The following is a 14,733-nucleotide window of genomic DNA, read 5'->3' on the forward strand; positions in this document are numbered from 1 at the left end:
GAGTGCTGCACTGAGTGCAGTTCTCACTGAGTGGCGACGGGGGCCCGGGCTCGGTTGTTTGAGAGGGAATCCCTAAGCATGGCGAAGATCCTGCAGTTCGACGAGGACGCCCGCCGCTCGCTCGAGCGCGGCGTCAACAAGCTTGCCGACACCGTGAAGGTGACGATCGGTCCCAAGGGCCGCAACGTCGTCATCGACAAGAAGTTCGGCGCGCCCACCATCACCAACGACGGCGTCACCATCGCCCGCGAGGTGGAGCTGGACGACCCGTACGAGAACCTTGGCGCGCAGCTCGTCAAGGAGGTCGCCACCAAGACCAACGACATCGCGGGTGACGGCACCACCACCGCGACCGTGCTGGCCCAGGCCCTGGTCAACGAGGGTCTGCGCAACGTCGCCGCCGGCGCCGGCCCGGCCGGGCTGAAGAAGGGCATCGACGCCGCCGTCAAGGCCGTGTCGGACCACCTGCTCTCGGTCGCCCGCGAGATCGACGGCAAGGAGGACATCGCCGCCGTCGCCGCGCTGTCCGCCCAGGACCCGCAGGTCGGCGACCTGATCGCCGAGGCCATGGACAAGGTCGGCAAGGACGGTGTGATCACCGTCGAGGAGTCGAACACCTTCGGCCTGGAGCTCGAGTTCACCGAGGGCATGCAGTTCGACAAGGGCTACCTGTCGCCCTACATGGTCACCGACCAGGAGCGGATGGAGGCCGTCCTCGACGACCCGTACATCCTGATCCACCAGGGCAAGATCTCCTCGATCCAGGACCTGCTCCCGCTGCTGGAGAAGATCCTGCAGGGTGGCGCCAGCAAGCCGCTCCTGATCATCGCCGAGGACGTCGACGGCGAGGCGCTGTCCACCCTCGTGGTGAACAAGATCCGCGGCACCTTCAACGCCGTCGCGGTGAAGGCCCCCGGCTTCGGCGACCGCCGCAAGGCCATGCTCGGCGACCTGGCCACCCTCACCGGTGCCACCGTCATCGCCGAGGAGGTCGGCCTCAAGCTCGACCAGGCCGGTCTGGACGTGCTGGGCACCGCCCGCCGGGTGACCGTCTCCAAGGACAACACCACCGTCGTCGACGGCGCCGGTGAGTCCTCCGAGGTCGCCGGGCGCGTCGCGCAGATCAAGGCCGAGATCGAGAACACCGACTCGGACTGGGACCGCGAGAAGCTGCAGGAGCGCCTGGCCAAGCTGGCCGGCGGGGTCTGCGTGATCAAGGTCGGCGCGGCCACCGAGGTCGAGCTCAAGGAGAAGAAGCACCGCCTTGAGGACGCCATCTCGGCGACCCGCGCGGCTGTCGAGGAGGGCATCGTCGCCGGTGGCGGCGCCTCCCTCGTGCACGCGCAGAAGGTCCTCGACGGCGGCCTCGGCCTGTCCGGCGACGAGGCCGTCGGCGTGCGGGTGGTCCGTCGCGCGCTCGTCGAGCCGCTGCGCTGGATCGCCCAGAACGCGGGCCTTGAGGGCTACGTCATCACCACCAAGGTGGCGGAGCTGGAAGAGGGCCAGGGCTTCAACGCCGCGACCGGCGAGTACGGCGACCTGATCAAGGCCGGCGTCATCGACCCGGTCAAGGTCACCCGCTCCGCGCTGCAGAACGCCGCGTCGATCGCGTCGCTGCTGCTCACCACGGAGACGCTGGTCGTCGAGAAGCCCGCCGACGAGGACGCGGCTGCCGCCGCGGGCCACTCGCACGGCGGCCACGGCCACTCGCACTGAGGCCACGCACGACCGACGCACCACGCTGAGGCCCGCCCGCACCGACTCCGGTGCGGGCGGGCCTTTGGCGTGTCTGCTCCACGCCCGCCCGAGGGCGGGCCCGCGATGCAGGACCGCCGCAGGGTGGCGTGGAGAAACGATTTTTCAGATGGCTCCTCGGTCGTGCGCGACTCCTCAGCCGTGGACCAGGGTGCTGGCCTCGATGGCGGCCACGACGTCGACAGGGCGGTGCCGGGCCCGGCCCAGCAGTTCCTCGCGGTCGTCCTCGGTCAGCCCGCCCCAGACGCCGTAGGGCTCACGTACGGCCAGTGCGTGGGCTGCGCACTCGGTCCGCACCGGGCAGCGCATGCACACTTCCTTGGCCGACTGCTCGCGCGAGCTGCGCGCGGCTCCGCGCTCTCCCTCGGGGTGGAAGAAGAGCGAACTGTCGACGCCGCGGCAGGCGGCGGAAAGCTGCCAGTCCCAGAGGTCCGCGTTGGGGCCGGGGAGGCGGGAGAAGTCTGCCATTGCTCATTCCCTCGGTCGTTCGGGAGCGGAGACCGGCGCGGCGCTGACCGAACCGGTCTGAGTAGATGGAAATATGACCCATGTAGATGTAATCGGACAAGAGGCCAACCGCGTTGCATATAGGCCATAAGTCCTGAAAATCTCACAAATCGGACGAAGTGGGGCAGTGCAGGGCCGTCGGAGGCGTCCGAATGGATCAGCTCGAACGGATCAGCTCGGGGAGGTGGCGTGTCCTGCGTGTGGGGGTACTCGTTGGGACTAGAGGCAAGCGCGGTGTCCGCGCGCCGCCCCGCGCTCGACCCCCGGAGTTCCCGCGTGCACGACGCGCGAGCGGCGCATATGCGCCGGAGTGCACCGCGGGGTGGATGATCTGTAGCGGGTCAACCACGTAGAGTGGTGGAGGCGGCTGCCGACCCCGTAACTCATTCGAGTGACGGTCGTTGGGAGTGCGGAGGCGGTGTACGGCACGGGCGTCGGGGAAGACGTCGGTCGCCGGGCCCGTGTCGGTGACGATTCGTACCAGCCAGGAGGCTCAACGTGACGCGGATCAGCTGCGGAGGACGGTCATGACATCCGTTCTCGTCTGTGATGATTCACCGCTTGCCCGGGAGGCGCTCCGCCGCGCGGTCGCGACCGTGCCCGGAGTCGATCGGGTGACCACGGCGACGAACGGTGAGGAGGTGCTCCGCCGCTGGGTGGCCGACCGGTCCGACCTGGTCCTCATGGACGTGCGGATGCCCGGCCTCGGCGGCGTCGAGACCGTGCGCCGACTGCTGTCGGCCGATCCCGGTGCCCGCATCATCATGCTCACCGTCGCCGAGGACCTCGACGGCGTCGCCCTCGCCGTGGCCGCCGGTGCGCGGGGCTACCTGCACAAGGACGCCTCGCGGGCGGAGCTGCGGGCCACGGTCACCCAGGCGCTGGCCGACCCGACCTGGCGGCTCGCGCCGCGTCGGCTGCGCTGTGCCGAGATGGGCGCCGCGCCGACGCTGACCGCCCGGGAGATCCAGGTGCTGGAGGGCATGAGCCACGGCCGCAGCAACGCCGAGATCGGCCGTGAGCTGTTCCTCTCCGAGGACACGGTGAAGACCCACGCCCGGCGCCTGTTCAAGAAGCTCGGCGCCTCCGACCGCGCGCACGCGGTCGCCCTGGGCTTCCGCTGGGGCCTGGTGCGGTAGCGCCCGCGCACAGAGCGGGGGCACCCCCGCCCGCTGGGCGGGGGTGGGTGTGGCCTGTTTCCCGGCCGAGGACGCACCATGGGAGGTATGGACCTTCAGAACGGTGCGTCGCGGCGCGCCGCGGGCGGGAGGGGTGGACGGTGGCGCATAACGTTCCGATGCACAAGTCGGGGTGCGGTGCCACGTTTTCCGTGGCGACCAGGCACCATGGACCGGTGCGTGACGACGAAGTGACTGCGACCGCAGGGGCTCCTGTGCCCATCGGTGCGCTCGTGGTCCGCGCGGTCGCCGGGGAGACCGAGGCCACGGACGAGCTGCTGGCCCGGGTCCACCCGCTGGTGCTGCGGTACTGCCGGGCCCGGCTGATGCGACTGCCCGGGGGCGCGCGGCACCACGTGGACGACGTGGCGCAAGAGGTCTGCCTCGCCGTGCTGTGCGCGCTGCCGCGCTACCGCGACGAGGGCCGGCCGTTCGAGGCCTTCGTCTACGGCATCGCCGCGCACAAGATCGCCGACCTGCAGCGGGCCGCGATGAAGGGCCCCGGCCATGCGGTGTTCCTGGCCGAGGAGCTGCCGGAGACCCCCGATGACGCGCTGGGCCCCGAGGAGCGCGCGCTGCTGAGCAGCGACGCCGCCTGGGCCCGGGAGCTGCTGGCCTGCCTGCCGGCCCGGCAGCGGGAGCTGGTGCTGCTGCGGGTCGCCGCCGGGCTGACCGCGGAGGAGACCGGCGAGGTGCTCGGGATGTCCGCCGGCGCGGTCCGGGTCGCCCAGCACCGTGCGCTCAGCCGGCTGCGGGCCCTGGCGAGCAACGGCCCCGAAGACCTCTCGGCGTAGCCCGCCACAACAAGGGGCGCGGGGCTCAGCTTGATCAACTGCGTGCGCTGCCAGCCCTCTACGATCTGCATGGTTGGCAGCGCACGGTGTTCATCCAACAGAGCCCCGCGCCCCCCAGGCCCGGCACGGCGCGCGCGGAGCGCGGTGTGGCGCGGGGCACATGGGGGCTTTGCGGCGCAAGGGTTGCGGTTGTGAGCCGGTAGTCTTAAGTATCGGTGCCGAGCTGCCTCGTCTGCGGCCCCCGGTGGCGCCGTGTTGCGCGGGCGGGAGCGGTCGGAAGTCTTCCCCCGTCCGGAGATCCATCGGGATGGTACGGGAAGGTGCCCCTCATGTCTTTGAATGCCGCAGGTGTACCCGAGAAGTTCGCGATGCTCGGGCTCACCTACGACGACGTCCTGCTGCTTCCGGGTGCCTCCGAGGTTCTGCCGAACATGGTGGACACCTCCTCACGGGTGTCCCGGAACGTGCGCGTCAACATTCCGCTGCTCTCCGCCGCCATGGACAAGGTCACCGAGGCGCGGATGGCGATCGCCATGGCCCGCCAGGGCGGTGTCGGCGTGCTGCACCGCAACCTCTCCATCGAGGACCAGGTCAACCAGGTCGACCTGGTGAAGCGGTCCGAGTCCGGCATGGTCACCGACCCGATCACGGTCGGCCCCGAGGCCACCCTGGCCGAGGCCGACGCCCTCTGCGCCAAGTTCCGGATCTCCGGCGTCCCGGTCACCGACGCCGAGGGGCGGCTGCTGGGCATCGTCACCAACCGCGACATGGCCTTCGAGTCGGACCGGAACCGTCAGGTCCGCGAGGTCATGACGCCGATGCCGCTGATCACCGGCGAGGTCGGGATAAGCGGTGAGGACGCCATCGCGCGGCTGCGTCGGCACAAGATCGAGAAGCTGCCGCTGGTCGACGCCGACGGCCGGCTCAAGGGTCTGATCACGGTCAAGGACTTCGTCAAGGCCGAGAAGTACCCGCTGGCCGCCAAGGACGCCGAGGGCCGGCTGCTGGTCGGCGCGGCCGTCGGCGCCAGCGCGGAGTCGCTGGAGCGGGCCCAGGCGCTGGCCGCCGTCGGCGTGGACTTCCTGGTCGTCGACACCTCGCACGGCCACAACAGCAACGCGCTGAGCTGGATGGCCAAGATCAAGTCGGCCGTCGGCGTCGACGTGGTCGGCGGCAACGTCGCCACCCGGGACGGCGCCCAGGCGCTGATCGACGCCGGTGTCGACGGCGTCAAGGTCGGCGTGGGCCCCGGCTCCATCTGCACCACCCGGGTGGTCGCCGGCATCGGCGTCCCCCAGGTCACCGCGATCTACGAGGCCGCCCTGGCCTGCCGCGAGGCCGGGGTTCCGGTCATCGGCGACGGCGGGCTGCAGTACTCCGGCGACATCGGCAAGGCGCTGGCCGCCGGCGCCGACACGGTGATGCTGGGCAGCCTGCTCGCGGGCTGCGAGGAGTCGCCGGGCGAGCTGCTGTTCATCAACGGCAAGCAGTTCAAGTCCTACCGGGGCATGGGCTCGCTGGGCGCGATGCAGTCGCGCGGCCAGGCGAGGTCCTTCTCCAAGGACCGCTACTTCCAGGGCGACGTCAGCTCCGACGAGAAGCTGATCGCCGAGGGTATCGAGGGCCAGGTGCCCTACCGCGGCCCGCTCTCCGCGGTGCTGTACCAGCTGGTCGGCGGCCTGCGGCAGACCATGGGCTACGTCGGTGCGGCCACCGTCGCCGAGATGGAGTCCAAGGGCCGGTTCGTCCGGATCACCTCGGCGGGCCTCAAGGAGAGCCACCCGCACGACATTCAGATGACCGTCGAGGCGCCGAACTACCACAGTAAGTAACCGCACGTTCCACGGAAGGGCCGCCTCGGCGGCCCTTTCCGCGTTGTACGGGATACTGGTGCACGGCAGTGGAGCAGTGACAGGTTGAGCGAAGGGCTGGACGTGACCGAGATCGAGATCGGGCGGGGCAAGCGGGGCCGACGGGCGTACGCCTTCGACGACATCGCCGTCGTACCGAGCCGCCGGACCCGGGACCCGAAGGAGGTCTCGATCGCCTGGCAGATCGACGCCTACCGCTTCGAGCTCCCATTCCTGGCCGCGCCGATGGACAGCGTGGTCTCCCCGGAGCAGGCCATCGCCTTCGGCCGGCACGGCGGCCTCGGCGTCCTCAACCTCGAAGGCCTGTGGACCCGGTACGAGGACCCGACCCCGCTGCTGCAGGAGATCACCGAGGTCAAGGACGAGGCGGTGGCGACCCGCCGGCTCCAGGAGATCTACCGCGAGCCGATCAAGGCCGACCTGATCGGCCGGCGCCTCAAGGAGATCCGCGACTCCGGTGTGGTCACCGCCGCCGCGCTGTCGCCGCAGCGCACCGCCGAGTTCTCCAAGGTGGTCGTGGACGCCGGGGTCGACATCTTCGTGATCCGGGGCACCACGGTCTCCGCCGAGCACGTCTCCGGCGCGGCCGAGCCGCTGAACCTCAAGCAGTTCATCTACGAGCTGGACGTCCCGGTGATCGTCGGCGGCTGCGCGACCTACACCGCGGCGCTGCACCTGATGCGGACCGGCGCGGCCGGCGTGCTGGTCGGCTTCGGCGGCGGCGCGGCGCACACCACCCGCACCGTGCTCGGCATCCAGGTGCCGATGGCGACCGCGGTCGCCGACGTGGCGGCGGCCCGCCGCGACTACATGGACGAGTCCGGCGGCCGGTACGTGCACGTCATCGCGGACGGCGGGGTCGGCTACAGCGGCGACCTGGCCAAGGCGGTGGCCTGCGGCGCGGACGCGGTGATGATCGGCGCGGCGCTGGCGCGGGCCCACGACGCCCCGGGCAGGGGCTTCCACTGGGGCATGGAGGCCGTGCACGAGGAGCTGCCGCGGGGCAAGCGGGTGGACCTTGGGACGGTCGGTAGCACGGAGGAGATCCTGCACGGCCCGTCGCACACGCCGGACGGCACCATGAACCTCTTCGGGGCGCTGCGGCGGGCGATGGCCACGACGGGGTACTCCGAGCTCAAGGAGTTCCAGCGGGTCGAGGTCACCGTCGCGCCCACCGCTGCGCACCGCTGAGGGTTCTGTTTCTCAGGGGCGCGGGGAACGGCGCTGCCAGTAGTGCACGGAGGTGCACGGTTGGCAGCGCAGTTCCTCGCGCCCCTTTGTTGTGGCTGAGCGGGCGGCGGGGATTCCCGGCAGACTGGGGGCGAGGGTTCAGCCGGAGAGAACCATGTGCGGAGGCAGCCTTGCGGAGCACGAAACTGGGGCCGACCGAGAGGGTGGAGTCCCTCGCCCGGATGGCCGAGCGGGAACTGGACGTGCTGGTGGTCGGCGGAGGGGTGGTCGGCGCCGGAACCGCGCTGGACGCCGCGACCAGGGGTCTGACGACCGGTCTGGTCGATGCGCGGGACTGGGCGTCGGGCACGTCGAGCCGGTCCAGCAAACTGATCCACGGTGGCCTGCGGTATCTGGAGATGCTGGACTTCGCGCTGGTCAAGGAGGCGCTGAAGGAACGCGGGCTGCTGCTGCAGACGCTGGCGCCGCATCTGGTGAAACCGGTGCCGTTCCTGTATCCGCTGCAGCACCGGGGCTGGGAGCGCCCGTACGTAGGGTCGGGCGTGGCGCTGTACGACGCCATGTCGGTGGCCGGCGGCCATGGCCGGGGCCTGCCCGTGCACCGGCACCTGTCGCGGCGTCAGGCCCTGCAGCAGGCCCCCTGCCTGCGGAAGGACGCGCTGGTCGGGGCGGTGCAGTACTACGACGCGCAGATGGACGACGCGCGCTTCGTCACCACGCTGGTGCGCACCGCCGCCTCGTACGGGGCGTTCGCCGCGAACCGGGCCCGGGTGGTCGGGTTCCTGCGAGAGGGCGAGCGGGTGGTCGGCGCCCGGGTGCACGACCTGGAGCAGGGCGGCGAGTTCGAGGTACGCGCCCGGCAGGTCGTCAACGCGACCGGCGTGTGGACCGACGAGACCCAGGCGCTGGTGGGCGAGCGCGGGCAGTTCCATGTGCGGGCCTCGAAGGGCATCCATCTGGTGGTGCCGCGCGACCGGATCCACTCGTCGACCGGCCTGATCCTGCGGACCGAGAAGAGCGTGCTCTTCGTCATCCCGTGGGGGCGGCACTGGATCGTGGGCACCACGGACACCGAGTGGAATCTGGACAAGGACCACCCGGCGGCCAGCAGCGCCGACATCGAGTACCTGCTCGACCATGTGAACTCGGTCCTGGCGGTGCCGCTGACCAGGGAGGACGTCGAGGGCGTCTACGCCGGCCTGCGTCCGCTGCTGGCCGGGGAGTCGGAGGCGACGTCCAGACTCAGCCGTGAGCACGTGGTGCAGCACGCGGTGCCGGGCCTGGTGGTGGTCGCCGGCGGCAAGTACACCACCTACCGGGTGATGGCCAGGGACGCCGTGGACGAGGTGGTGCACGGGCTGGACCAGCGGGTGCCGGTCAGTTGCACCGAACGGGTGCCGCTGGCGGGCGCGGAGGGCTACCAGGCGCTGTGGAACGGGCGGGCCGAGCTGGCCAGGCGCAGCGGGCTGCACGTGGCCCGGATCGAGCACCTGCTCAACCGTTTCGGGTCGATGGCCGAGGAGGTGCTGGAGCTGATCGCCCAGGACCCGTCCCTGGCCGACCCGCTGACGGGCGCCGAGGACTACCTGCGGGCCGAGGTGGTCTATGCGGCGCGCTACGAGGGCGCCCGGCACCTGGACGACGTGCTGGCGCGGCGGACCCGGATCTCCATCGAGACTTTCGATCGCGGAACGGAGTCGATGCGGGAGGCGGCGGAACTGATGTCCGCCGAACTGGCGTGGGACAAGGGGCAGGTGGACCGCGAGGTCGAGCACTACCGCAAGCGCGTCGAGGCGGAGCGGGAGTCGCAGCAGCAGCCGGACGACCTGACCGCCGACGCCGCGAGACTGGGGGCACAGGACATCGTCCCGCTGCGGTAAGGGACGATGGGGGTGCGCGCTCGCACCACAGTTCGGAGGGGACGTCATCAGCATGACCAGTGACCTGGACAGTGACCGGGATCTGACGGAGCGGCTGCTCGCCGGGCGCTACCGGCTCCGCTCGGTTCTCGGCCAGGGCGGCATGGGCACGGTATGGCGGGCCAAGGACGAGATGCTCGGCCGCGACGTCGCGGTCAAGCAACTGCGCTTCGAGGCCGGGGTCAGCGAGGACGAGCGGCGCCGGCGGGTCGCCCGTACGCTCACCGAGGCCAAGGCGATCGCCCGGATCCGGCACACCGCCGCGGTCACGGTGTTCGACGTGGTCGAGGAGGACGACCGGCCCTGGATCGTGATGGAGCTGGTGGAGTCCCGGTCGCTGAGCGAGGTCATCCGGGCGGAGGGGGTGCTGCCGCCGCGACGGGCCGCCGAGATCGGCCTGGACCTGCTGGGCGTGCTGGCCGAGGCGCACCGCTCCGGCATCCTGCACCGGGACGTCAAGCCGTCCAACGTGCTGATCGGGCATGACGGGCGGGTGGTGCTCACCGACTTCGGCATAGCCCGGGTCGAGGGCGACCCCTCGGTGACCTCCACCGGGATGCTGGTCGGCGCGCCCTCGTACATCTCACCGGAACGGGCCCGGGGCCGGATACCCGGCGCCGCGGCCGACCTGTGGTCGCTCGGCGCGACGCTGTACGCGATGGTGCAGGGGCGTCCGCCGTACGACAAGGGCTCGGCGCTGGCCACGCTGACGGCGGTGATGACGGAGGACCTGGAGCCGCCGGCCAACGCCGGGCCGCTGAGGCCGGTGATCGAGGGGCTGCTGCGGAAGGAGCCGGAGGACCGCTACGACGAGGCCACTACGCGACGGATGCTGCGCGCGGTGCTCGCCGAGCTGGACGCGGAGCCGGAGCCGGGGGCACAGCCCGAGCGCGGGGCGGAGCCGGGGACGGATCGGGCGGAGCGGGCCCCGGGTCGGGGTCCATCGGGTTCGTCGGGTTCGGGTTCGTCGGGCTCGGCTTCGTTGGGCTCGGAGCGGGAGCCCGGGTCCGGGTCGGGTGCGGAAGCGGGGTCTGGGGCGCCGTCGGCGGCCTCGGGGCGTGCGGCGGGCGCGGCGGCGGAGATCGTCGCGATGACGTCCGTGCGGCAGGCCTCGCCGAAGTCGTCGAAGCCTGCCCCGGAGGCGACGGCGCAGCCGCAGCCGCAGCCGCAGCCGCAGGCGTCGTCCGTGCCGCCGCTGCTGCCGTCGTCCGGGGCGGGCGCGGGCGCGGGGGCGCCGGTCCCGGTGGTGCAGCGGGCGCCGGGACGGCGCAGCCGGGTGCTGCTGGCGGCGGTACTGCTGGTGCTGCTGGTGGCGGGTGCCGGGGTGTGGCTGGCGCTGGCCTCGCAGGGCGGGTCGGCCGCGAGTGCGGGCCACTCCGGCACCTCCGGGGGCCGGGCCTCGGCGTCCGGCTCCGCTTCCGCTTCCGCTTCCGCTTCGGCTTCGGCTTCGCGTTCGGGCTCGGCTTCGGGCCCGTCGTCCGGCTCCGCGTCGCAGGGGCCGGTGGCGTCGTCGGCGCCGGGATCCGCCGCGCCGTCGGCGTCGGGGGCGGGCTCGGTGGTGGGCGCGTACCACGTGGTCCAGGGGCCGGGCGGGGCCACGATCGAGGTTCCGGCCGGGCTGGTCCTGGTCAGCCAGAGCAGTTCCAGCTGGAAGTACCGGGGCCCGGACGGCACCCTGCAGATCGACTGGACCGGCACCCCGGGCCCGAGCGCGGTGGGCGCCTGGCGGCAGAGCGAGCAGCAGGTCTCCGGCACCTTCCCCGGGTACCGGCGGGTGACGCTGGCGACCGTCGCGTACCGGGGCTGGGACGCCGCCGACTGGGAGTGGACCTACGACTCCGGCAGCGGCCGCCAGCACGCGCTGAACCGGGGCTTCGTGACGGACCCGCAGCACGGCTACGCGATCTACTGGACCGCCGCCGACGCGACCTGGGCCGGTGCCAGGAACCAGGAGCTGGTCAGCCACTTCCTCGCAAGCTTCCGGCCTGCGGGCTGATCGTCCCCGGGGACGTACGCTGGGGCCGACGGGGAAGGGAGGCAGGGTGGCCCGATCAACGGGATCGCCGCGCAGAGGCGCGCGATCCGCCGGACCCGCGCCCGGCGTCCCCGCCGCCGGCGGCCGACTGCTGGCGGAGCGTTACCGGCTGACGGGGCGTCCGCTGGGTACCGGCGTGTCCGGTACCGACGTGCGCAGTGGCGCGGGGGTACAGCTCGACGCGGTGCCGCTGCCGGAGCTGGTGGTCGCCGCGGCCGAGCCGTTCGACCAGGTGGAGCTGGCGGCGGCGCGTACCGACGGGACCAGCGGCCGGGCGCTGCGGCAGGCCGCCTATGTGGCCGCCGGGGTTCCGGACCATCCCCGGCTGAGCCAGGTGTTCCAGGTCTTCGAGGAGAACGGCTACCTGTGGGTGGCCGGTGAGGCCCTGCCGGGGATCTCGCTGGCCGCGCTGCTGGAGCACGGGCCGCTGTCCCCGTACCGGGCGGCCGAGGTGGTGCACGACCTGGTCGCGGCGCTCGGCGCGGTGCACGCGGGCGGCCTGGTGCACGGCAACGTCACCGCCGACACGGTGATGGTCTGTGAGGACGGGACGGCGCTGCTGGGCGGGCTGGTCGCCGGGGTCGCCCAGGAGGCGCTGTGCGGGGGGCCGGGGGCCGAGCGACCGGGCGCGGAGACGCCGGCCGGGCCGTGGTCCCCGGCGCGGATCCGGGCCAGGGACGCCCGTGCGGTCATCGTCGGCCCGGTGCCGGAGCGGTGGGCGCCCGAGCAGCTGGGTCCGGGCGAGGGCGGAGCGGTCGACGCCGCCGCCGGCCGGGCCGCCGGTCCGGCGTCGGACATCCCCGGGGGCGGTCTCGCGGCGGCCGGTCCGCCCGTCGGCCCGGCCGTGGACAGCTGGGCCCTGGGGGTGCTGCTGTACCGGGTGCTGACGGGCGCTCCGCCGTTCCCGCAGACGGACACCGAGGCGCTGTTCGCCGCTGTGCGGGCGGTCGGGGCGGCGCCGGACACGACGGGTTGCGGTCCGCTGGCCCCGCTGGTCGGACGGCTGCTGCGGTCCGATCCGGCCGAGCGCCCCGGACTGCCCGAGATCGCGGCCGGGGTACGGGCGTTGCTGCACCGCGCGCCGGAGCCGATCGAGCAGGACGAGGTGCTCGCGGTCGCCGCGCTGCTGCCGGCCCAGCGCCGCCGCGGGGAGCTGCTGGAGCACCCGGACTTCCCGCACCACCACGCCGCGCCGCGCCGCGGCCGGCTGTGGCGCGGACGTTCGTCCGGGCCGCTGCTGGTCGGCGGAGTGCTGCTGGCAGTGGTGTTGGCGCTGGTCGTCGCGGTGCTCACGGCCGGCCCGGGATCGCACTGAGGATCACAGCCCGGTCACGTGAGCGGCCCTCCGGTTCCGGTGCGCCGGGGCAGTGCATAGGCTGTGCTGCAAACCAGGGTGTTTTATCGTGCGGTCCGGGTTCCTGCCACAGCCGCGGGTCTCCACGGCAGGCGTAGGCGAGGGGGAGCACGTGGGTACGGACGAGGAGCAGCCGGTGGGTTCGGCTCGGGGTGAGGGAGCCGGTCCGGGCGCGGGCGCGCGGGGACCGGCGACGCAGGTGGACGCCCAGGCGCCGCGGATGCTGGCGGGGCGCTACCTGCTGGGCGCGCGGCTCGGCCGGGGCGGCATGGGCACCGTGTGGCGGGCCCAGGACCAGATGCTGGACCGCGAGGTCGCGGTGAAGGAACTCTCGGTCGGGCATCTGGCCGAGGAGGACCTGGCGATCGTCCAGTCCCGGATGAAGCAGGAGGCCCGCGCCGCCGCGCGGATCAAGCACCCCGGCGTGATCACCATCCACGACGTGCTGGAGCAGGACGGCAAGCCGTGGATCGTGATGGAGCTGATCGACGGCCGCTCGCTGGCCGAACTGGTCGAGCAGGAAGGCACCCTGAACCCGCGTGAGGCGGCCGGGATCGGCGCGCAGGTGCTCGCGGCGCTGCACCGGGGCCATCTGGCCGGGGTCATCCACCGCGACGTCAAACCGGCGAACGTGCTGCTGGAGCGCGGCAGCGGACGGGTCGTCCTGACCGATTTCGGTATCGCCACCTTCGAGGGCGACTCCGCGCTCACCCGTACCGGCGACCTGATCGGATCGCCCGACTACCTCGCCCCCGAGCGGGTGCACGGCTCCCGTCCGGGGCCGGAGTCGGACCTGTGGGGCCTGGGCGCGACCCTGTACGCGGCGGTGGAGGGCCAGTCGCCGTTCCGCCGCGAGTCGCCGCTGACGACGCTCGCGGCGGTGGTCGCCGACCCGCTGCCGGAGCCGCGCAACGCGGGCGCGCTGGCGCCGGTGCTGCATGCGCTGATGTCCAAGGACCCGGCCGAACGGCCGTCCGCGCCCGAGGCGATCCGGATGCTGGAGCGGGTCGCGGCCGGCGAGACCACGAACATCAGCGTTCCGCCGAGCACGCTGCGCAGCCCCACCGAGGCGGTGCCGGTGGTCGACCGCAGCGAGCCGGACCAGCGCGACGCGGACGGCGGGAGCGGCCGCGACGGCGGTCGCGGCCGGAAGCGCTGGGAGGCCCGCACGGTGCGGAACACCGCCGCTCCGGCCGCCGAGCGCGGGGACGGGCGGCCGGCGGAGCACGCGCACGCGCCGACGGTGAAGTCCGAGCCGATCCGTCCCACCTTCGTCGAGCACGAGTACCGCCACCCCGGCCCGCCGCCGGGCTCCGGCGGCGCCGGTCAGCGGCCCGCGCCGGGCGGGTCGCGGCGCAGACTCTGGCCCTGGCTGACGGTCGCCGCGCTGCTCGCCGCCCTGGCCGGGGGCGGCGCCGCGTACGAGCTCAGCCGGCGGCACTCGACGGGGTCGGCCGGTCCGGCCCAGCATTCCCTGACGTCCGCGCCGTCCGCGTCGGCCACCCCGAACGGCACCACGCAGGGCGGCTACAGCCGTACCATCCCGACCGGCTACTCGGCGCAGCACGACCCGGCCGGCTTCACCTTCCCGCTGCCGAATCCGACGCCGGGCTTCACCTGGGTCAACATCGCCCACACCAGCCTGGGCGCCATCGACTACAGCCCGGACAGCGGGAGACACCTGCTGCGCTTCGCGGTGACCGCCGGCCAGGGGATCACCCCGTTGGAGCACGCCAAGGAGATGGAGAAGAGCGTCATCTCCTTCGACGCCAGCTACCAGCTGCAGAGCATGGAGCCGGACCAGCTCGACGGATTCGTCGGCGCGCGCTGGGAGTACACCTTCGTCCGCAAGGCGGACGGGGTACCGCACCACGCCATGGAGCAGTTGTTCAAGGACGACAAGGGGACCGAGTACGACATCCTGGTCGACTACCCCCAGTCCGACTGGCAGACCGGCTACCAGCGCTTCCTGGACATCGTCAACGGTTTCAGCACGCCCTGACGGTCCGGCGCGCCCGTCGGCGACGGTCGTCGGCATCATCCCCGGCGCCGGTCCCGCCGACCACAGGACGCCGGGCAGCCCGCCGAGTACGGTGGAACGACACAGGCCTCCACCCACAACGCTGGGA

General features: G+C 72.6%; 10 protein-coding genes. 9 read left to right on the top strand and 1 reads right to left on the bottom strand.

The genetic code is table 11. The features are described from left to right. The first annotated feature begins 78 nt into the window (after positions 1–78). Complete coding sequence (gene groL / locus ABH925_RS16425; protein ID WP_370148536.1) at positions 79–1,716, top strand: chaperonin GroEL; 1,638 nt, start codon at positions 79–81, stop codon at positions 1,714–1,716. A gap of 174 nt (positions 1,717–1,890) precedes the next feature. Here the strand turns inward: groL and ABH925_RS16430 are convergent, their stop codons facing one another. Then, complete coding sequence (locus tag ABH925_RS16430) at positions 1,891–2,223, bottom strand: WhiB family transcriptional regulator (protein ID WP_370148538.1); 333 nt, start codon at positions 2,221–2,223, stop codon at positions 1,891–1,893. A 566-nt stretch (positions 2,224–2,789) separates the two neighbouring features. Between ABH925_RS16430 and ABH925_RS16435 the strand changes: the two genes are divergently transcribed. The 8 genes from ABH925_RS16435 to ABH925_RS16470 all read left to right on the top strand — a co-directional run bounded on the left by ABH925_RS16435 (position 2,790) and on the right by ABH925_RS16470 (position 14,606). Next, on the top strand, positions 2,790–3,401 hold the full coding sequence (locus ABH925_RS16435) for a response regulator transcription factor (RefSeq protein WP_030251459.1): 612 nt from the start codon (positions 2,790–2,792) through the stop codon (positions 3,399–3,401). Positions 3,402–3,616: 215 nt separating this feature from the next. Continuing rightward, positions 3,617–4,234, top strand: a complete 618-nt coding sequence (gene shbA / locus ABH925_RS16440; protein WP_370148541.1) for an RNA polymerase sigma factor ShbA — start codon at positions 3,617–3,619, stop codon at positions 4,232–4,234. Between the two features lie 329 nt (positions 4,235–4,563). Then, on the top strand, positions 4,564–6,066 hold the full coding sequence (gene guaB / locus ABH925_RS16445) for an IMP dehydrogenase (protein WP_370148543.1): 1,503 nt from the start codon (positions 4,564–4,566) through the stop codon (positions 6,064–6,066). A 102-nt stretch (positions 6,067–6,168) separates the two neighbouring features. Continuing rightward, positions 6,169–7,296, top strand: a complete 1,128-nt coding sequence (locus tag ABH925_RS16450; protein WP_370148622.1) for a GuaB3 family IMP dehydrogenase-related protein — start codon at positions 6,169–6,171, stop codon at positions 7,294–7,296. Between the two features lie 170 nt (positions 7,297–7,466). Next, a complete protein-coding gene (locus ABH925_RS16455; RefSeq protein WP_370148545.1) occupies positions 7,467–9,176 on the top strand; it encodes a glycerol-3-phosphate dehydrogenase/oxidase in 1,710 nt (569 codons plus the stop codon). A 52-nt stretch (positions 9,177–9,228) separates the two neighbouring features. Beyond that, positions 9,229–11,211, top strand: coding sequence for a serine/threonine-protein kinase (locus ABH925_RS16460; protein WP_370148547.1), 1,983 nt, complete (start codon positions 9,229–9,231; stop codon positions 11,209–11,211). A gap of 46 nt (positions 11,212–11,257) precedes the next feature. Further along, positions 11,258–12,565, top strand: a complete 1,308-nt coding sequence (locus tag ABH925_RS16465) for a hypothetical protein (RefSeq protein ID WP_370148549.1) — start codon at positions 11,258–11,260, stop codon at positions 12,563–12,565. A gap of 151 nt (positions 12,566–12,716) precedes the next feature. Then, positions 12,717–14,606 carry a serine/threonine-protein kinase gene (locus ABH925_RS16470; RefSeq protein ID WP_370148550.1) on the top strand — a complete coding sequence of 630 codons (1,890 nt, stop codon included), beginning with the start codon at positions 12,717–12,719 and terminating at the stop codon, positions 14,604–14,606. Positions 14,607–14,733: the final 127 nt, after the last annotated feature.

Source organism: Streptacidiphilus sp. EB129 (genome assembly GCF_041262645.1).
Lineage (GTDB): Bacteria > Actinomycetota > Actinomycetes > Streptomycetales > Streptomycetaceae > Streptacidiphilus.

Bases quoted from the DNA above. Each gene is read 5' to 3' on its own strand.
- groL (WP_370148536.1), top strand. From the start codon at position 79: ATGGCGAAGATCCTGCAGTTCGACGAGGACGCCCGCCGCTCGCTCGAG.
- ABH925_RS16430 (WP_370148538.1), bottom strand. From the start codon at position 2,223: ATGGCAGACTTCTCCCGCCTCCCCGGCCCCAACGCGGACCTCTGGGAC.
- ABH925_RS16435 (WP_030251459.1), top strand. From the start codon at position 2,790: ATGACATCCGTTCTCGTCTGTGATGATTCACCGCTTGCCCGGGAGGCG.
- guaB (WP_370148543.1), top strand. From the start codon at position 4,564: ATGTCTTTGAATGCCGCAGGTGTACCCGAGAAGTTCGCGATGCTCGGG.
- ABH925_RS16460 (WP_370148547.1), top strand. From the start codon at position 9,229: ATGACCAGTGACCTGGACAGTGACCGGGATCTGACGGAGCGGCTGCTC.